Annotated in this window: 17 protein-coding genes and 1 riboswitch; of the genes, 4 read left to right on the forward strand and 13 right to left on the reverse strand. The window is 63.6% G+C overall.

Translation table 11 applies throughout. The features are described from left to right. Positions 1-3 precede the first annotated feature (3 nt). The 13 genes from ABFD92_06870 to ABFD92_06930 form a co-directional block, all read right to left on the reverse strand. Complete coding sequence (locus ABFD92_06870) at positions 4-1137, reverse strand: type II secretion system F family protein (protein MEN6504243.1); 1134 nt, start codon at positions 1135-1137, stop codon at positions 4-6. Further along, positions 1138-2211 (reverse strand): type IV pilus twitching motility protein PilT, encoded by a 1074-nt coding sequence (locus ABFD92_06875; protein ID MEN6504244.1) that lies wholly within the window; start codon positions 2209-2211, stop codon positions 1138-1140. It lies immediately after the preceding gene. A 114-nt stretch (positions 2212-2325) separates the two neighbouring features. After that, positions 2326-4101 carry an ATPase, T2SS/T4P/T4SS family gene (locus ABFD92_06880; protein MEN6504245.1) on the reverse strand — a complete coding sequence of 592 codons (1776 nt, stop codon included), beginning with the start codon at positions 4099-4101 and terminating at the stop codon, positions 2326-2328. A 2-nt stretch (positions 4102-4103) separates the two neighbouring features. Then, positions 4104-4754, reverse strand: coding sequence for a hypothetical protein (locus tag ABFD92_06885; protein MEN6504246.1), 651 nt, complete (start codon positions 4752-4754; stop codon positions 4104-4106). Beyond that, positions 4751-5317: a type 4a pilus biogenesis protein PilO gene (gene pilO / locus ABFD92_06890; GenBank protein ID MEN6504247.1), complete on the reverse strand. Its 567-nt coding sequence runs from the start codon at positions 5315-5317 to the stop codon at positions 4751-4753. The genes ABFD92_06885 and pilO overlap by 4 nt, the downstream gene beginning before the upstream one ends. Then, entirely contained in the window at positions 5314-6018 is a 705-nt protein-coding gene (locus ABFD92_06895; protein ID MEN6504248.1) for a PilN domain-containing protein, read from the reverse strand. Before ABFD92_06895 ends, pilO begins: the two co-directional genes overlap by 4 nt. A gap of 102 nt (positions 6019-6120) precedes the next feature. Next, entirely contained in the window at positions 6121-7167 is a 1047-nt protein-coding gene (gene pilM / locus ABFD92_06900) for a pilus assembly protein PilM (GenBank protein MEN6504249.1), read from the reverse strand. Between the two features lie 157 nt (positions 7168-7324). Next, a riboswitch (cyclic di-GMP riboswitch) is annotated at positions 7325-7400 on the reverse strand. A gap of 81 nt (positions 7401-7481) precedes the next feature. Then, positions 7482-7808 (reverse strand): 2Fe-2S iron-sulfur cluster-binding protein, encoded by a 327-nt coding sequence (locus tag ABFD92_06905; GenBank protein MEN6504250.1) that lies wholly within the window; start codon positions 7806-7808, stop codon positions 7482-7484. Positions 7809-7832: 24 nt separating this feature from the next. Next, positions 7833-8219 carry an iron-sulfur cluster assembly scaffold protein gene (locus ABFD92_06910; protein MEN6504251.1) on the reverse strand — a complete coding sequence of 129 codons (387 nt, stop codon included), beginning with the start codon at positions 8217-8219 and terminating at the stop codon, positions 7833-7835. Positions 8220-8407: 188 nt separating this feature from the next. After that, a complete protein-coding gene (locus tag ABFD92_06915; GenBank protein ID MEN6504252.1) occupies positions 8408-9595 on the reverse strand; it encodes an IscS subfamily cysteine desulfurase in 1188 nt (395 codons plus the stop codon). A gap of 11 nt (positions 9596-9606) precedes the next feature. Next, the gene (locus tag ABFD92_06920; GenBank protein MEN6504253.1) at positions 9607-10047 is read right to left on the reverse strand and encodes an Rrf2 family transcriptional regulator; all 441 of its coding nucleotides are present in this window, start codon (positions 10045-10047) and stop codon (positions 9607-9609) included. Positions 10048-10182: 135 nt separating this feature from the next. After that, entirely contained in the window at positions 10183-10593 is a 411-nt protein-coding gene (locus ABFD92_06925; GenBank protein ID MEN6504254.1) for an Rrf2 family transcriptional regulator, read from the reverse strand. A gap of 124 nt (positions 10594-10717) precedes the next feature. Beyond that, positions 10718-12571, reverse strand: a complete 1854-nt coding sequence (locus ABFD92_06930) for a hypothetical protein (GenBank protein MEN6504255.1) — start codon at positions 12569-12571, stop codon at positions 10718-10720. A 75-nt stretch (positions 12572-12646) separates the two neighbouring features. On the opposite strand from ABFD92_06930, the gene ABFD92_06935 reads away from it, so the two are divergent. The 4 genes from ABFD92_06935 (at position 12647) to ABFD92_06950 (ending at position 18218) form a co-directional block, all read left to right on the forward strand. Next, positions 12647-14017 carry a lactate racemase domain-containing protein gene (locus ABFD92_06935; protein ID MEN6504256.1) on the forward strand — a complete coding sequence of 457 codons (1371 nt, stop codon included), beginning with the start codon at positions 12647-12649 and terminating at the stop codon, positions 14015-14017. A gap of 307 nt (positions 14018-14324) precedes the next feature. Beyond that, positions 14325-14951 carry a dephospho-CoA kinase gene (coaE, locus tag ABFD92_06940; GenBank protein ID MEN6504257.1) on the forward strand — a complete coding sequence of 209 codons (627 nt, stop codon included), beginning with the start codon at positions 14325-14327 and terminating at the stop codon, positions 14949-14951. A 196-nt stretch (positions 14952-15147) separates the two neighbouring features. Then, positions 15148-16815: a transcription termination factor Rho gene (gene rho, locus ABFD92_06945; GenBank protein ID MEN6504258.1), complete on the forward strand. Its 1668-nt coding sequence runs from the start codon at positions 15148-15150 to the stop codon at positions 16813-16815. 626 nt (positions 16816-17441) lie between these two features. Further along, positions 17442-18218, forward strand: a complete 777-nt coding sequence (locus ABFD92_06950; protein MEN6504259.1) for a GDSL-type esterase/lipase family protein — start codon at positions 17442-17444, stop codon at positions 18216-18218. Positions 18219-18302 lie beyond the last annotated feature (84 nt).

Raw genomic sequence — 18302 nt, forward strand, 5'->3', positions numbered from 1 at the left:
AAACTACTTGAACATACTGGACATCTTGAAGATCGGCAGGATGATGCTCATGGCGATGAAGCCCACGATCCCGCCCATGGCTACGATCATCACCGGTTCCATCATGCTGGTGACCGACTTGATCGTGCTCTTGAGTTCCTTGGCGTAATACTCCGACACATCCTGAAGCACGGCCGCCAGCGACCCGGACTCTTCGCCCGCGGCGATCATCTGCACGACGTTCCGCGGCAGCAGCGGGTTGCTTGCCAGCACGGTAACGATCTTTCCGCCGTCGTGGACCGCCTCGTGAACTTTCATCCACATGGCGCGGTAGAGGTAGTTGCCCGAGACCTCGGCGGTGATGCGCAGCGTGTCGAGCATGGGCACGCCCGCGGCGACCAACTCGCCCATCGTCTGGATGCCGCGGGTGATGTACAGCGCGCGGAACATCTTCTTCATCAGCGGAACGCGAAGCTTGAAGCGGTCCCAGGTGCGGCGCCCTCCGTCGGTGCGCACCCAGAAGCGGAACGCCCCCGCCGCTACCGCCACCGCCCCCAGCGGGACGTACCAGTAGTTGCGAAGGAAGTCGCTGAGGTTGAGCAGGAAGGTCGTCGAGGCCGGCAGCAGGTGCTCGTTGCCTTTGAACACCAGGGCGAACTTGGGCAGCACGAACGTCAGCAGGAAGGTCGTGCAACTGACGGCCATCGTGGCGATGATACCCGGATAGATCATCGCGCCGATGACCATGTTGCGCGTCTCGACCTGCTGGGTCTGGTACGCCGCCACGCGCTCGAGCATGGCCGCGAAGTTGCCCGACAGTTCCGACGCTTTGACCATGTTAATGTACAGCGGGCTGAAGACCTGCCGGTGGCGCGTCAGCGCCTCGGAAAAGCTCTTGCCGCTTTCCAGGTCGTGCTGGATCTGCTCGACGATGAGCCTGAAGCTCTTCTTGGTGATCTGAGAGGCGATGCCCTCGATGGCGCTGCGGATGTCGATGCCCGCCTTGATCATCACCGACAACTGGCAGGTGAAGCCCAGGATGTCCTTGAGCCCCGGACCCGGCTGCCAGTTCAGGACGGCCTTGATCTTCTCCGACGCCGACGAGCCCGCCGTCGGGGCGGCGGGGGCGGCTGCAGCGGAATATCCTACGCTTGCCATTTATGCCACTTCTTTCAGGCCCAGCGCCGCGGCCATGCGGTCGGACTTACTGGCGGCCGCCAGCGCCTGGGCGCGGGTGATCTTTCCGGTGTAGAGCAGGCCCTTGATCGCGTCGTCGAGAGGCACCATGCCCGCCGAAGCGCTGGTCTGGATGATGTTGGCGATCTCATGCACGCGATTGGTGCGGATGCAGTTTCGCACGGCGGCGTTGCAGACCATGATCTCGCACGCCGGCGCCATGCCCGGACCGTCAGCCCGCTTGAACAGCGCCATCGACACGACCGCCTGGAGCGTGTTGGCCAACATCGCGCGGATCTGGTTCTGCTGGTCGCCGGGATAAATATCCAGGATGCGCTCGACGGTCTGTGCGGCCGACTGCGTGTGCATCGTCGAAAGCACCAGGTGTCCGGTCTCGGCGGCGGTGATGGCGGCCGAGGTGGTCTCCAGGTCGCGCATTTCGCCGACAAGGATCACATCCGGGTCCTGGCGCAGGGCGTGGCGCAGACCCGAGGCGAAGGTCGGCACGTCGCTGCCCAGCTCGCGCTGCTCGATGACGCTCTTGACGTTGCGGAACTCGTACTCGACCGGGTCTTCCAGCGTGATGATGTGGCGGCTGGACGTCTCGTTGATCAACTGGATCATCGACGCCAGCGTGGTGCTCTTGCCGTGTCCGGTCTGCCCGGTGACCAGCACCAGCCCGCGGGGAAGGCGGGCGAAGTTCTCGATCACCTCGGGCAGGTTGAGCCGCTGGAAGGTGGGAACCTTGCTGGAGACCGCTCGGAAGGCGATGGCCACCACGCCCCGCTGAAAGTGGGCGTTGACGCGGAACCGAGCGCCCGAGGGGGCGGTGGTCGAGAAGTCCATGTCGCGCCGTTCCAGAAACTGCCCCCAGCGATGCTCGTCGAGCATCTGCCGGGCGAAGCCTTCGACTTCGGCGGCCGTCAAGGGCGGACACTCGCCAACCGGGGCCAGCTCGGTGCTCACGCGAAACAGCGGCGGAAGGTCCGGCACCAGGTGCAGATCGCTGGCGCCAAGTTCCAGGGTCTTCTCAAGCAGTTCGGGCAATGTCGGCATCGATGATCCTCACGTAGACACAACTCGTTAGCGGTCGAGCTTGCTCGACGCGGTTGTTTCCCTGACCGGGGAAGAAACCGCGCGGAGCAAGCTCCGCCGCTAACTGGTCCTCTCTTAACTTACTTCGGTTATCCGCATGACCTCCTGCACCGTGGTCAGTCCGGCGGCGATTTTTTCCAGACCGTCCTGGCGCAGGGAATGCATACCGCTCTTGAGGGCGGCTTTGCGAATCTGCGACAGGGCGGCGCCGCTGGAGATAAGGTCTCGCAGTTCCTCGTCGAGTTCCAGCAGTTCGTAGAGTCCCACGCGGCCTTTGTAACCGGTCTGGCGGCAGCGGTCGCAGCCGGCGCCGACGAACAGCGGCACGTCGGCGGCGTTTTGCTTTTGCATGTACGCCCGCAGCGGGGCACTGACATCGGTCAGCGGCTGGCGGCAGTTGGAGCAGATCTTTCGCACCAGGCGCTGGGCGAGCACGGCGTTCAAGGCGGCGCTGATCAGGTACGGCTCGACGCCGATGTTGATCAACCGCGTGATGCTCGACGGCGCGTCGTTGGTGTGCAGCGTCGAGAGCACCATGTGCCCGGTGAGCGACGCCTGCACCGCGATACGCGCGGTCTCCTGGTCGCGAATCTCGCCAATCATCACCACGTCCGGGTCCTGACGCAGCAGGCTGCGCAGGGCCGCCGAAAACGTCATCCCGATGTGCTCCTGCACGTTGACCTGGTTGACCGTGGCCAGTTCGTACTCGACGGGGTCCTCGACGGTCGAGATGTTCTGGCGCTGGCTGTCCATGATCTGCAGGGCCGAGTACAGCGTGGTGCTCTTGCCGCTGCCGGTAGGCCCCGTCACCAGCACGATCCCGTGCGGGCGCAGGATGTGGCGGCGGAAGCCCTCCAGCGTGTTGGCGTTCATGCCCAGGTTTTCCAGCCCGACGGTGATCGAGGTGTTGTCCAGGATGCGGATGACGCACTTTTCGCCGTGGGTCATCGGCAGCGTGCTGACGCGCAGGTCGATCCCGCGCCCATGCACCATCGCCCGGATGCGACCGTCCTGGGGCAAGCGCCGCTCGGCGATATTGAGATTGGCCATGATCTTCAACCGCGACAGCACCGCCGCGTGCATCGCCAGGGGCGGGGCCTGCTGCTCGAAGAGCATCCCGTCGATCCGGTAGCGAACCTTCAGACGCTTCTCGCCGGGCTCGATGTGGATGTCGCTGGCCGCGTCGCGCACCGCCGCCGAGATCAGGTAGTTCACATAGCGGATCACCGGACTCTCGCCGGCGATGCGCTCCAGGTCCGCGACGTCTTTGGCCGCCTGCGAGACGACCTCCACGTCGTCGTCGGCGATGTCGCGGATGATCTCTTCGACCTGCTGGGCCGGGCTGGTTGTCAGCTCCTCCAGCACGCGCAGGATGTCCTCGCCCGAGGCCACCGCCAGGCGCAGTCGCCACCCCAGACGGCGCTTCAGGTCGTCGATGAGAAAGATGTCGGCCGGGTCCGCCAGGGCGACCAGGATATCCTCGCCCTCGCGCGAGACGGGAATGACGCGCTTGGACTTGAGATAGTCCAGCGGCGCCAGAGACAGCAGGTTCACGTCGACGTCGGCGGCAGTCAGGGCCAGGTACGGCAGGTTGAAGTATCCCGCGACGGCCTTGCAGGCGGTCAGGGCGTCGATGGCGCGGGTTCGGACCAAGGCGGCCAGGACGGTGAGTTTGGGGTGGTCCTTGAGGAACTCGAGGGCCTGCTCGACCTGCTCGGGAGTGACCAAAGCGTTGTCGAGCAGCCAGCGGTGCGGACCGGGGGGCACGCGCACGACCTGCGCTGGCGGCCAGGCGTCGTCTGCGTGCCCCGCTGCGGGGGGGGTCGAGTTGTGAGCCAGTTGGGGAGCCATATTTATTCCCGCAGGGTCAGGACGCCTCGCAGGTGCTTCCATGCCAGGGTGACCTGGCGCTGTTCGATCTTGGTGACGGTCCAACCATTGAGGCTTTGCCCTTCGGTCAGCAGGTTATTGGAGATCATGGCCACGGCCCCGCTCGATCCGCTCAGGACCGACTGGAGCACCATCGCCTCGATGTGCCCGCGGGCCTGGGCCTCTTCCTTGGCGTTTTCGTCTTTGACCGGCGCGGGGGGCTTCGGCGCCGCTGCGGGGGCCGGCGGCGGAGGCGGCGCGATCGCCACGTGTACGAACGGATTGCACGCCAGGGCGTCGCGCGGAATCTGCCTCTGGCGGGCCTGGAAATAGAACGCGTTGACCATATCCTTGGCGCTGCCGCCGGCGCCGCCGAAGGGTCCCACCGCCAGCAGCGACAGCGCCTCGTCGACTCGCTGCTCGGTCTGCTGCTGGTCCGCCGAGGCCATCGACGGTCTCTCGCGCAGCGCCATCAGGGCGATCCCCCCGATCCCGGCCAGGAACATCACCACCAGCATCAAGTTGGTGCGGGCGGCCACGTCGCCGGGCCTGGCCGATCGTGTGACCGGGGCGTTAAAGGGCGTCTGGGCGTCGGTCTCGCCGGCGGCGTTGAATGGAGCATGATCGTCGGTCATGGGCGCCCTCCGGTGCCGCCCTCGAAGAACACCGACATCACCAGGTCGGTGCTGACGGCCCCTTCGGCCGCCCCGTCGGGCTTGTTGAGCGTCATCGAGCGGATCTGCATGATCCGCGGTTGATTTTCCAGCGCCTGCAGGAAGGCGTAGAGCCCCATGAAATCGCCGTCGAGTTGCACGGCGATGGGCTGCTCTGCCGGCGACATCCCCTGCTCGGTCATCACCCGCTCCTTGCGAGGCAGCGTGCGGATGCTCTTGGTGCTGAGGCGGTTGGTCTCCGCCGTGCGCCAGATCTCCTGCAGGACCTTGTCGATCTCTTTCTCGTTGGGCAGCTTGGACTGGAAGAACTCGACCGCCTTGGACAGTTCGGCGATTTCCTTTCGCAGCGAGCCGATAGTGGCGACCGCCTGGTTGATGGCTTTGAGTTTTTGCTGTTTGGCGTTGATCTCGGTCCGCATGCGCTCGTTGTGGGCGTTCTGCGGACGGAAGACGAACTGCCAGGCGCCGAAGGGGATCGCCGCCAGCAGGACCAGGATCACCAGTTCTCGCGGACCGAACTTCATGGGGCGCCTCCCTGCAAAGCCGCCATGGTAGGCGCGGGCGCCTCGGCGGCGGTCTGACCGGGGGCGATGGCGTTGATCGCGTCGGCCCCGGGGGCCAGTTCCATCGACAGGCGAAACTCGCGCACGCTGGACTGGTCGCGCGTCTTGGCCAGGCTGTAGACCAGGTCCACCCCGCGCGTCAGGGGGTTGCGGGCGAGGTTGGCGATCAGGCGGGCGACCTCCACGTCGGTCGGCGCCAGGCCGGTAATTTCGATGGCGACCTGCTGGGCGGGCGGCTGGGCCTGGCGGGGTTGGTCGGTGATCTTCTTGTCGGCCGGTCCCGCCGCGGGCGCGGCGATGACGATCTTGGACGCCACGTCGAGCTTAAGCAGGCTGGTGCCTTTGGGAAGGGCGTTGGTGATCACGCCCAGCAGCGTACTCCGCGGGACGCGCTCGATGAGGCTCTTGGCCAGCTCGGCCTTGTGGAGCATTTGCACCTTGCGGGCCTCGAGTTCGTGCATCTGCGAGATCAGCGCCGCCGCCTGCGAGTACCGCGCGTTGGTCTGGTCCCGCACGGACAGCGTATAGCCGGTGTTGCGTTCGCTGACATACGCCGCGGCCAGCACCCCGCCGATCACGACGGCGAACAGGCACACGAAAATGCGATTGGCGCGGTTTTGCCATCGCCGGCGGATATAGTCTTCAGGCAGCAGGTTCATCATGCCGATCGCCCGACCTTTCCATCATCAATTCGGTGGCACAGGCTTTCCAGCCTGTGATCTAACCTGTCAATCGCCACAGCCTGGAAAGGCTGTGCCACCAAGTCAGTTCGCATTGGCGCCCAACCCGAGCCCCACCGCCACGGCCCAATCGGGCTGCGGCCCCGAGACCTGGCCGCTGCGGCGCTTCACGCGCACCAGCGGGTCGCCGCCGGAGACCGGCAGGTTCAACTGGCGACCGAGCGACTGGCACAGTCGCGCGTCGCAGGCCCCGCCGCCGACAATCACCGCCCGCTCGACAGCCGGCGAGAGAAACACCGACTCGTAATACCGAAGACACTGTGTCAGTTCCCGCGCCAGTGGCGCCGCGGAGGCATCGATCGCCTGGTCCAGTGCGGCCTCGCCGGCGGCGGCGGGACTCTGGCGGCGGAGCCTGGCGGCCTCGGGCGCGTCGACGCCCAGCGTCTCGCCCAGCATCTTGTCCAGATCTTCGCAGCCCAGGGCGAGATTGCGGGCAAAGCGCATCGTTCCGCCTTGTGACAGGGCGGCCTGCGTGCTGTGGGCGCCGATATCCACCAGCAGCACCGTACGGGTTTGCTCGGAGGCGCGGCGGAAGAGTCGCGCGAAGCATTCGACGATCGCGCAGCACTCGATCCCCACGCCCACCACGTCCAGGCGGGCGCGTCTGGCCATCGCCAGGTACGCGTCCATCAGCGCTCGCGAGATGCTGACGGTGAGGATCTCGATCATCGGTTCGGCCTGGGCGTGCGTCTCGCCCAGCACCGCGTGGCGGATGATCGCCTGCTCGGGCGGGTAAGGCAGCTTGCCCGCCAGTTCCCCGACGATGGCCGTTTCGATATCCTCCTGGGCCATCTTGGGAATCTTGACATGCTGGACGAGCGTGTCGCACGCCGGAATCGACAGCACGCATGTACGCCCCTTGAACCGCCCGCCGCGCAGGCTGCGCCGGATGGCGTCGGCCTGGACATCCAGGCGGGCGTCGAGGTCGCCGCCGGGGGGCAGAGGTTCCGTGTGGGCGTCGACGAGAGTCAGGTCCTCGTTGACGCGATGGAGCTGGACCATCTTGAGCGCACCGGTTCCCAGGTCCACTCCGATAGGCAGGTTTTGTCCGCGCACAATCCGCAAGGCCATCGAATAACTCCTGGCGGCGCATCGTACGGGTAGGCTTCTCAGGGTGCCCGAGGTTGGGCGGCGCCGCTTGCCTCCGATCTCTTGGGTCAAGATCGGCCGCAGGCAAGGCGCACTTGAATAGCCGCTGCTCGAAGTCAGCGGACCGGATGAAAACCCTGTGGGCAGCGGCCCCGCCCGACCACGGGCCAGCCGCTTTGCGCCCCGGCCTGGCGACCGGTTAGCCTTTTTCCGCAGGAATGCAGCCTTTCACCGGTAGCTTAAGTTACAGAAGTGCCGACGGCGAATTGTCCGTACATTCGATGGCGGGTCACGATTTACTGTGGCGGGATTCGGACGGTCACATCGCCGTGGACGACGGCTTTGCAGGCCAGGCGGTCGTTCGGTTTGGAGTCGCCCATGGCGTCGAGCTGGTCGAGTTCGGCCTCGTCGGGTTCGCTGAGGTTCTCCATGCCCTTCTCGACGAGCACGCGGCAGCTTCCGCAGACGCCCATGCCGCCGCAGATGTGCATGATCCCCACGCCGTGGCTCAGAGCGATGTCCAGCAGGCTGCCCGGATCGCCCGTGCGGGCGTAAGGGTAATGCTCCTCATCCACCTCGACGGTCGCTTCCATCGGCAGATATGTCACTTTGTACGTGGCCATGTCACCTCTCCCCGGACAGCAGGATCAGAGCTTGCCGTTCTTCTTCTTCCAGTCGTTGACGGCGTCGCGGACGGCTTCCTCGGTCATCACCGAACAATGCACCTTGGCTGGAGGCAGTTCGAGCTCCTGGGCAATGTGGGCGTTGGTGATTGCCAGGGCCTCTTCGACCGTCTTGCCCTTGAGCCACTCCGTCGCCAGCGAGCCCGACGCGATGGCCGCTCCGCAACCGAACGTCTTGAAACGGGTATCGACGATGCGGCCGTCGTCGCTGATGCGCAACTGCAGCTTCGTCACATCGCCGCACTGTGTGGCGGTGATGGTGGCTGTGCCCACGGACAAATCTGCTTCGTCCATGCTGCCGACGTTGCGCGGATGCTCAAAGTGGTCCAACATCTTTTCGCTGAAAAACATCGTGGGCTCCTGAAAAGAAAATCCGAATAAACAAAAGACAAATCCGAAACAAACAACAAACCGAAAATCCGAAACAAACAACAAACGGCTAAAAGCAAACAACAAAATCTCAACCCCCGCACCGTTTGTTTTTTGTCTTTCTTGTTTGTTTGATTCTTGTTTCGGATTTCGATTTTGTTGTTTCGAATTTACTTCTTAGTAGCGATTTCGTAAAGCGGGCTCATCTCTCGCAATTGCTGGACGGCCGTGACGACTTTGGCGATCACGTAGTCCACTTCGCCCTCGGTGGTGCTCTTGCCCAGGCTGAAGCGCAGCGAGCTGTGGGCCAGGTCGTCGCCGACGCCGATGCCTGCCAGCACGTGGCTGGGCTCGAGCGAGGCGCTGGTGCAGGCCGATCCGGTCGAGACGGCCACGTCGCGCATCTTGAGCATCAACGCCTCGCCCTCGACATACGCAAACGAGAGGTTCAGCGTGTTGGGCAGGCGCTGCGTCGGGTGGCCGTTGAGCGTCACGAAGTCTACCGCCGACATGATGCCCTTCTCCAGGCGGTCGCGCAGCGCTGCGATGCGCGCGGCGTCGGCGGTCATCTCTTCGGCCGCGATCTGGCAGGCCTTGCCGAACCCCACGATGCCCGGCACGTTGAGCGTTCCGCTGCGCATCCCGCGTTCGTGCCCGCCGCCGTGCATCTGGCAGGCCAGCTTCACCCGCGGGTTCCGCCGCCGCACATACAGGGCGCCGACGCCTTTGGGTCCGTACAGCTTATGGGCCGACATGCTCAGCAGGTCGATGCCCATCGCCTCGACGTCGAGGTGTACCTTGCCCACCGCCTGTGTGGCGTCGCTGTGGAACAGCACGCCCTTGGACTTGGCCAAGGCCCCGATCTGGGCCACCGGCGCCAGCGTCCCTATCTCGTTGTTGGCGGCCATGATCGAAATCAGGATCGTCCCGTCCGTCAGCGCGGCGGCGACCTGTTCTGCCGAGACCACGCCGAACTTGTCGGGCTTGAGAAAAGTGATCGTGTATCCGTGCTGGGCGAGGTACTTGCACGGGTCCAGCACCGCGTGGTGCTCGATGGCCGAGGTGATGATGTGCCTGCCCTTTTCGGCGTACATCTCCGCGACGCCCTTGATGGCCAGGTTGTTGGCCTCGGTGGCGCCGGAGGTGATGACCATGTCCTTGGCCTCGGCGGCGATGATCTTGCCGATCTGCTCGCGGGCGGTCTCGACGGCGGCCTCGGCCTTCCAACCGAAGCTGTGGCTGTGGCTGGCGGCGTTTCCGAATGCCTCGGTCAGGTACGGCATCATCGCATCGAGCACCCGGCTGTCCAGGGGCGTCGTGGCGTTGTGGTCCATGTAGATGGGTGTCTTGACATCCATGGTGCTCATTCTTATTGCCTCGCCCCCGAAGCCACCGGTGCGACAATCTCCGCCAGCGTCACCCGCTTAAGGAAGTCCTGCAGCCGCCGCTGCACCCGGTGAACCGGATCGTGTACCGGGCAGAGCAACTGGTTGGCCTCGCTGCAGGCCGCCAAGTCGCCGGTGACGTGCGAAATGCATGCCGCCTGGCGAACCGGGCCCTCAAGCTTCGTCGAGAACTCCTCCAGCGTCACCTCCGAGAGGTGCCTGGCCAAGCGGTATCCGCCATGAGCGCCGCGCACGGACTCGACATACCCGGCGGCCGCCAACCGCTTCATCACGTTCATCATCAGGGCCTGGGGGATGCCATAGCACTGGGCAATCTCACGGGCCGTGGCCAACTGCCCTTGGGGCAAGTGCGCCAAGTGCCCCATAGCTGTCAGCCCGTAGCCGGTCTTTTTTGTCAGACCCATCACCAGAGAAATCCTTAACTCGTCCACCCATATATAGCACCCAGTAGGTGCTATTTTCAAATGCAAAAAGAAAGGAACCCAAAAAAGATCCAATAAGCCGCTTGCGGCTTGGCGGGTATTACCAGCAAAACAGGCTCAGGACGTCTGAGTCACCGGCGCGAGCAGATCCGCCAGCGACGTGGAGGACAGTTTCTCCACCAGCACCTGCTGAATATTCGTCCAGACAGGTTTCATGCTGCATTCAGACTTGCACTTGGAGGGTTGCTGCTGGCAAAAGTTGACGGCGATGGGGCCTTCAATGACTTCGATAATCTGCCGGAGCGAGATCTCGGAAGGTTCCCGCGACAGGCGATACCCGCCATTCTTGCCCCGGATTGGCGTGACGATGTCTGCCTTGGCCAGCGAGGCGAAGATCTTGGTCAGATACTGTTTTGGAAGCTCTCGCTCCTGGCAGATGCACTCCAGGGTAATCGGCCCGTTGCCATGCTTCTGTGCCAGCATGACCATCCCCCTCAGTGCAAGCTCTGCCGCCATGGATAACTTCATTGTTAAGACCCCTTGTAACTAAATAGAGACTTCCCAAGTTCCCCACCCCGCGAACATGGTCCCAGTTCCGCCCGGCGTTGTCAAGCGGAACCGCACAAAATTTTCCTAACGACTTAATTTAGCACTACTTGACCGATATAACCCGACTCAGCGCGGGCAGGAAATAGTCCTGTACGACCCGCTGCCAGCTCATCTTCATCGCCAGATCGTAGCCAGAACTGATCCGGTCGGATACAGCCGCATCTTCACGGCACAACCCGTCAACCACCAGCGCCGCGATTCGCCGGGCCTCTGCCGATTCGATCTCGTCGCGCAGGGACACCGGTATCGTTAACATCTCTGAGACGCTTGTCGGGCCATTCTGTTTCAGGAAATTGGCGATTTTTATGGAAAATCCAAAATTGTCCCTTCCAGCGGCCGCCTGTGCGAATCCGACGCATCCGCAGATGTTCGAGGGAACGCACATGGCCCCGAAGCTCAGCGGTTCGAGTTGGCTGATCCCGAAGGGTTCGTAGACGCTCATCCCGAACTCGACGTCGGTCCCGCGGCGGATATCGGCGAAGCTCATGTCCTCGGGCATGCGGTCGCCGCACAGTTCCCGCGCCCAGCCCCACTGGTTGACATGCACCACCTTGACGGCCTGGTGCTCGCGGTTGAAGTGGAGGAACATCCCACCGAGCACTTCCTCGCCGTAGCACAGGTCGGGATAGCCTTCCTCGTGGACCACCGGCCAACCGTACACCCGCTCCATGTGGCGGATGTCCTGTCCGCGCCGCTGCCCGGCCAGCGTGCCGAGCATGAAGTACACCGCCGTCTCGCCGCGTTTGGCCAGCAGCGGTTCCATCTCGTGCAGCACCCCCAGGTCGCGCCAGATCCCCTTGCTCAGCACCGGGCGGGCGACGTGGCTGAAGATCCACGTCGGTTTCTCGCCCAGCAAATTGCCCGCGTACGTCTGCATCCGCTGCAGGCTTTGGCGCTTCTCTTCCAGCGTGATCCGGGCCGCCGGAATCCCGTTGTAGACCAGGTCGATCTCCTTGGCGGCAAAATGCCGGTCGAGGAACTGCAGCTCCTCGCGGATGTAGTCGCCCACGGCGAAGACGTTGTCGCAGTGCCGCGCCGCCTTCACCAGCGCGTGCTTGTAGTTCTCGAACACGCTGGGGAAGACTTCCTCCATCGTCCGCCCCTCTCGCCGGGCGGCCGACATCACGTTGTAGAACATCGTGTCGTGACCGGGCGTCTTCTCGACGATCGGACGCGCCGAGGCCACCTCGTGCGCATAGAACACCGTGCGATATCCCCGCGCCCGCGGATGCGCCGCCGCAGCCGCTGCCGCCGCCGACAACGCCGAGCCGGCTGAGGGATCCTGACCCGCGCTGGTCGAGGGCTCGCGAACGGTCGGAGAGGAATGCCCCATCATCGCCTTGAGCACCGTGGGCATGCCCATGTACTCGTGCGAAAGCAGCACCACCTGCTCGTCGACGCCGTCTGCCCCGATCACCTTGAGCGCCTCGAAGCCCGGTTCGGCCAGACGCACGTATTCCTCGTACTCCCACACCGACTCAAAGCGGTCGCTGGCAACGGCGAACATCTTATACAGGTCCGCCTTGAACAGGTTCAACCGCTCGCGGTTGGCGTGAAAAACGTCGACCAGCAGCACCTCGGCCTGGCACGTGTGACCGTTGACGTCCTCGCGCACGCCGCGCGTGCCGTAGATGATCCCCACGTCGTACGTGCGCTCAATGGGGCGGAACTTCTCGCTCCAGCCGTCGGCGTCGATCCCGTCGAGGCTGCTATAGATGATGCGACCTTCTTCGCCAAGACGCGCGTGGGCGGGTTGGTCCGTCGAGAACAGCGGGCCCAGCAGGATCGTGCGGCTGACCGCGTCGGCGTACGCCTGTGCCGTCATCAGCCCCGAGATCACCGTCCCGATGCCCCCGATCTTCTCCACCGCCTCGTGCGTCACGTGAACGACAATCATGCGAAATAATCCTTTCCGCTCCGCTGCTACCTTAAACTACTGACAGTACGCACTGTTCCTGTAGAATGGGCGCCTATGAATCTCATCGGCCAAGGACAACCCGACGCCGCACTTACCGGCGAACAAATCGAAACCATCGTCGCCCGCCTGGCCGACCGGATCGCCGCCGACGGCAAGCGGATCCTGGTGCTGATTCCCGATCAGACCCGCTCGTGTCCGCTGGGGCTGATCGTGCGGCTGCTTCACAAGCATATCGCCAACCGGGCGGATAAGCTGGATTTCCTCATCGCCCTGGGAACGCATCAACCGCTGGACGAGGCACGCATCGACTCGCTGCTGGGCATGGCCGGCGGACAGCGAGACCGCCTGCTCAGCGGCAGCAGCGTCTTCAACCACGACTGGAAGAACCCCGGGGCCCTCAAGACGATCGGGCGCCTGACCGCCGACCGCGTCGCCGAGATCACCGGCGGACGATTCTCGATGGACGTCGACGTCACCATCAACCGCCGGGTCTTCGACTACGACCTGGTGCTCGTCGCCGGGCCTGTCTTCCCGCACGAGGTCGCCGGATTCTCCGGCGGCGAAAAATATTTCTTCCCCGGAATCTGCGGGCAGGAACTGCTGGACTTCTTTCACTGGCTCGGGGCCGTCATCACCTGCCCGCGCGTCATCGGCGTCAAAGACACCCCCGTGCGCCGCACCCTCCAGGCCGCCGGCGAAATGCTCCCCGTGCCCACCGCCGCGCTGTCCATGGTCGTCGCCCCACTGTGTGACACGGGCAAGATGGGTGCCACGCACAACTCCGTTGTGCGTGTCCCTGATCTTCAAGGGCAGAGGTCAGGGAGCATGGGCGAGACGCCCATGCCACAACTGACCGGGCTGTTCGCCGGGTCGCTGCGCGATTCCTGGTCCGCCGCGGCGGACCTCTCGGCCAAGGTCCATATCCGCTACGTCCAGACGCCCTATCAGTCGGTGCTCGCGCGGGCGCCCGAAATGTACGACGACCTCTGGGTGGCCGCCAAGTGCATGTACAAGATGGAACCGGTGATGGCCGACGGCGGCGAGTTGATCATCTTCGCCCCGCACGTGAAGGAAATCTCCTACACGCACGGGCACATCATCCGCAAGATCGGCTACCACACGCTGGAATACTTCCTGGCCCAGTGGGACCGCTTCAAGGACTACCCCTGGGGCGTGCTGGCCCACTCGACCCACGTCAAAGGCATCGGCACGTATGACACAGCCGGGCACGAAAGCCCCCGCATTCGCGTGACCCTGGCCACCGGCATCGACGAGGCCACATGCAGAGCCGTCAATCTCGGATACCGCGACCCGGCCACAATCAACCCCGCCCACTGGCAGGACCGCCCCGGCCACCTCTACATTCCCAAGGCCGGCGAAACGCTCTACCGCCTGAAGAATCCCCCCGCCTGGCAGACGTTTTAGAAGCAGTGGTGAGTGGTGAGTGGGACAGTGGCGAGCGACCCGCACCGGGTGGCATGGCGACACGCGTTGTTGTTTCATGCGGGTCGCCATGGTTAGCGCTGCATTGCCCATGGCGACCCCGATACAGCCGGTGTCGCCATGCCACCCGTCATTACGAATCTTTGCCCCTTTCTTCTTCTCTGCGTTCTCTGCGACCTCCGCGGTGAGAGGTTTTTTTCGCAGTGGCGCGTTCGTGGCTCCTACAATAAAGAGTCTCATCTGACCTTACACGTTGACTTGTCATTCCCGGCGGCGACAATCGGGGGCGATGAGCGGCGGACCATCCAAACCTGTGATTGGAATTCTGGGCGGCGTCGGCGCCGGCAAGAGCACCGTCGCCGCGGCCTTGGGGCGCCTGGGGTGCCGCGTGATCGACGCCGACGCGATCGGACATCAGATGCTCGATGACCCGGCCGTGCGCGACGAGCTCGCTGCCGCCTTGGGCGAGGGCGTTGTGGATACCAAGGGAAACATCGACCGCCCCGCTGTGGCCAAGACGGTGTTCAACAATCCCGAGGCGCTGGCGGCCCTGAACGCCGTCATGCACCCGCGCATGCGGCTGCGGATTGAAGAGCTCCTGGCCGCCGCCGGTGCGGACGAGTGCGCCAAAGGCGTAGTGCTGGACGCGGCGATCATGGTCGAAGCCGGATGGAACGATCTGTGTACGGCGATGCTATTTGTCGAGTCCGACCCTCAGACTCGCAGCGCCCGGGCGCAGGCGTCCCGCGGGTGGGATCGCAAAATGTGGCAGCGGCGAGAAGATTCACAGATTTCGCTGGACAGGAAACGCTCGATGTGCCAATATAGTGTGTACAACTGCTCTGACGTGAGTGATCTGGAGCAGCAGGTCCGCGAGGTTTTCACGAGAATTACGCACGCCAAGGGACCTTCCTGATTCGCCCTGTGCTGAAGGCACGAACGCTTCCGCCTGTTGGTCGGTTGCAGATATTCGCTGATTCTGGGGCTGACGACGCCCCACCGAGGACGAACGAAGAACATACCGCCGCCGGCTGCCCAGCCGGACGAGGGGACCGAAATCCCGCCTGTTGCCGAGCATACCTGGGCTGAAATGCCGGCTGGAGCACACGACCGTGGAGAAGAAAGCCAAGAAACGCAAATACGTCCGCAAAGCCAAGGTGCAGGAAACCGACGCGCCGCCGGCAGAAGACGTCACCCCCGCCGCACCCGTCGTCGGCGACGTTGAAGACGACGCCGCCGCCAAGGCCGCCCAGGCCGTCGAGGACGCCGCCGAAGGCATCACGCCCCCGCCCGAACCCGAGCGCGAACCCGAACCCGACGAAGGCGAAGGGCTCGGACCCGTCGATCGACCCAAGCCCGCCGCGCCCGATGAACCGTATGAAGAACCTGCCGGCGCCGATAATCGCGACCAGCAGGACAAACGCAGCGAGCATCGCCGTCGCTACGAAGCCGAGCTCGAAGGCGACGCCAGCGACGTCGTCGTCGCCGCCGCCCGCGAGACCCACGCCAAGTACGAAAAGGTCAAACGCGGCAGCCTTCACATGACCGAGCTGCAGGCCATGGAACTGGCAGACCTGCACAAGATCGCCGAGGAAGAAGGCGTCAGCAAAACGCTGCCGCGCAACGAGCTGGTCTTCGAGATCATCAAGACGCGCGTGCAGAAGACCGGCCTCATGTACGGCGAAGGCGTGCTGGAAATCCTCCCCGACGGGTTCGGGTTCCTGCGCAGCCCCGAGTACAACTACCTGCCCAGCCCCGACGACATCTATGTTTCCCCCAGCCAGATCCGCCGCTTTAACCTTAAAGAAGGCTCGCTGGTGGCCGGGCAGATCCGCCCTCCCAAGGAATCGGAAAAGTACTTCGCCCTGCTGCGCGTCGAAGCCATTAACTTCGGCAGCCCCGAAGATTCCGCCAAGCGCGGCGAGTTCGAAGAACTCACCCCCACGCACCCCGACCGCAGAATCTTCCTGGAGACCACGGCCGACGACTACTCGATGCGCGTGGTCAACCTGATTACGCCGGTAGGCTTCGGCCAGCGCATGCTGATCGTCGCCCCGCCGCGCACCGGAAAGACGATGCTGCTGCAGAAGATGGCCAACGCCATCGTCAAGAACCACCCCGATGCGCACGTGATCATCCTGCTGATCGACGAACGTCCGGAAGAAGTGACCTGGATGCAGCGCGGCTGCCCCGGCGCCGAGGTTGTCTCCTCGACCTTCGACGAAGGCTACGCCCGCCACCTGCAGATCGCTGAGATGATCCTGGCCAAGGCCAAGCGCATGGTCGAGTTCGGCAAGGACGTCGTGGTGCTGATGGATTCCATCACCCGCCTCGCCCGGGCGTACAACGCCGTCGCCCCCGGCAGCGGCCGCATCATGACCGGCGGCGTCGGCATCGACGCCCTGCAGAAACCCAAGCGGTTCTTCGGATCGGCCCGCGCGATCGAAAATGGCGGCTCGCTGACCGTGATCGCCACGGCCCTGATCGACACCGGAAGCCGCATGGACGAAGTCATCTTCGAAGAGTTCAAAGGCTCGGGCAACAGCGAGCTGTACCTCGACCGCAGACTCGTCGACCGACGCGTGTGGCCGGCAGTGGACATCTCCCGCTCCGGCAGCCGCAAGGAAGAACTCCTGCTCGACCCGGCCGAGGCGAGACTCGTCGGAGGCCTGCGAAAGGTCTTGGCCGACATGCAACCGACCGAGGCAATGGAACTGCTCCTGAGCAAACTCAAGAAGACGCACTCCAATGCAGAGTTCCTGATGTCGATGAATTTCTGACAACAGGAAACAGTAAACGGTAACCAGTAATCGGTAACCGGTAATCAGTGATTGGTATGTAATCGCAATCAAGCTCCGGGGAGCACCCGTTCCCCGGAGCTTTTTTGCGCGCCCATCGTTAGCCCGAAAACTGCATGAACCGCAGAGACCGCAAAGTACGCAGAGAAGAAATTGGCTCAAAACAAGACCATCTAACGTCGCGAGCGGCGATAATCTGAAAAACAGATTGTCCATGAGACCCACTCCGCAAAATTTCTGTAAGCCTTTTGATTCAAGACACCTCTGCGGTCTCAGCGATCTCCGCGGTGAAATATCCGGGTTAGCGGGGGGGGCTTGCCCCGCGCGTTTTGGGAGCGGACCTTATCGACCGTGGGGCACGCCAGCGGTTCATTCTGCCCCCCGGCCGCTTGCTCTTCCTTGTACTTTGTTGTACTTTTCACAGCACTTTGCGGGGAACCGCATCGGACCGCCGCCCTATGGCGCAGGAAATCAGCAGATCCATGAGCGTAACATCCCATAGCTAAAGGATTTATAGATAGGCCGGTATCAATTTTTGAAGTAACTTCTTTGACAACAATATGTTACATTAATACCCCCCTCCGGCGAGCTACTATAAGGAGACAGCCGTGAATCAGATCATCGCCTGCATGGTGACCATTCTTCTGCCCTTCCAGTTGGCTTTCGGGCAAGGGGCTGCGGCCAGCGCACCGCGCCCTGGCGGTCAGGCCGCCAGCCGGCCCACGACCAGACCTGCCGATGCCAAGGGGCCCATCGCCGTCGGGAATTACCTCAGGCCTGTTCGCGTGGCCTGTGTCGGCGACAGCATCACGGCGCGCACCGGCTTGCAGGACGGGACGCCCTACCCGCAGCAGTTGGGCAAGATGCTCGGGGGCAAGTGGCAGGTCGGCAACTTCGGCGTCAGCGGCGCAACGCTGCTCAACCACGGCGACTTCCCGTACCAGAAACAGCAGGCCTTCAAGTCCGTTCTCGCCTGGGAGCCCGACGTCGTGATCATCATGCTCGGCACCAACGACACCCAGGGGCAGAACTGGAAGTTCAAGGGCGAGTTCGCCGACGACTACAAGGACCTCATCAAGAAGTTCGCCGCCCTGGCGAGCAAGCCGCGAATCTTCATCTGTACGCCGCCGCCCACGCGAAAAGGGGGCAACTACGGCATCCGGGAGGAAGGCGTGGTGGAGCAAATCCCGATCATCAACCGCGTCGCCGCCGAGATGAACGTCGGCCTCATCGACATGTACGGCGCCCTCAAGGATCACCGCCGCCTGATCCCGGACAAGGTCCACCCCAGTACCGCCGGATCGCGCTTCATGGCCAAGGCCGCCTACCAGACCCTGACCGGAAGAGATTTCGAAGACCCCCCGCCCGCGTCGCGCCCAAAGTAGCACAGGTTGCACCGTCCGCCGAGACTCCCAGCCGCCCCTTGACGACGCACAACTCCGTTGTGCGTGTCCCAGAATGCTCAAAGC

This window comes from Planctomycetaceae bacterium, assembly GCA_039680605.1.
GTDB lineage: Bacteria > Planctomycetota > Phycisphaerae > SM23-33 > SM23-33 > JAJFUU01.

What these genes read in the sequence shown, in the direction of transcription:
- ABFD92_06870 (MEN6504243.1), bottom strand. Translation starts at nt 1,137, where the DNA reads ATGGCAAGCGTAGGATATTCCGCTGCAGCCGCCCCCGCCGCCCCGACG.
- ABFD92_06875 (MEN6504244.1), bottom strand. Translation starts at nt 2,211, where the DNA reads ATGCCGACATTGCCCGAACTGCTTGAGAAGACCCTGGAACTTGGCGCC.
- ABFD92_06880 (MEN6504245.1), bottom strand. Translation starts at nt 4,101, where the DNA reads ATGGCTCCCCAACTGGCTCACAACTCGACCCCCCCCGCAGCGGGGCAC.
- ABFD92_06885 (MEN6504246.1), bottom strand. Translation starts at nt 4,754, where the DNA reads ATGACCGACGATCATGCTCCATTCAACGCCGCCGGCGAGACCGACGCC.
- pilO (MEN6504247.1), bottom strand. Translation starts at nt 5,317, where the DNA reads ATGAAGTTCGGTCCGCGAGAACTGGTGATCCTGGTCCTGCTGGCGGCG.
- ABFD92_06895 (MEN6504248.1), bottom strand. Translation starts at nt 6,018, where the DNA reads ATGATGAACCTGCTGCCTGAAGACTATATCCGCCGGCGATGGCAAAAC.
- pilM (MEN6504249.1), bottom strand. Translation starts at nt 7,167, where the DNA reads ATGGCCTTGCGGATTGTGCGCGGACAAAACCTGCCTATCGGAGTGGAC.
- ABFD92_06905 (MEN6504250.1), bottom strand. Translation starts at nt 7,808, where the DNA reads ATGGCCACGTACAAAGTGACATATCTGCCGATGGAAGCGACCGTCGAG.
- ABFD92_06910 (MEN6504251.1), bottom strand. Translation starts at nt 8,219, where the DNA reads ATGTTTTTCAGCGAAAAGATGTTGGACCACTTTGAGCATCCGCGCAAC.
- ABFD92_06915 (MEN6504252.1), bottom strand. Translation starts at nt 9,595, where the DNA reads ATGGATGTCAAGACACCCATCTACATGGACCACAACGCCACGACGCCC.
- ABFD92_06920 (MEN6504253.1), bottom strand. Translation starts at nt 10,047, where the DNA reads ATGGGTCTGACAAAAAAGACCGGCTACGGGCTGACAGCTATGGGGCAC.
- ABFD92_06925 (MEN6504254.1), bottom strand. Translation starts at nt 10,593, where the DNA reads ATGAAGTTATCCATGGCGGCAGAGCTTGCACTGAGGGGGATGGTCATG.
- ABFD92_06930 (MEN6504255.1), bottom strand. Translation starts at nt 12,571, where the DNA reads ATGATTGTCGTTCACGTGACGCACGAGGCGGTGGAGAAGATCGGGGGC.
- ABFD92_06935 (MEN6504256.1), top strand. Translation starts at nt 12,647, where the DNA reads ATGAATCTCATCGGCCAAGGACAACCCGACGCCGCACTTACCGGCGAA.
- coaE (MEN6504257.1), top strand. Translation starts at nt 14,325, where the DNA reads ATGAGCGGCGGACCATCCAAACCTGTGATTGGAATTCTGGGCGGCGTC.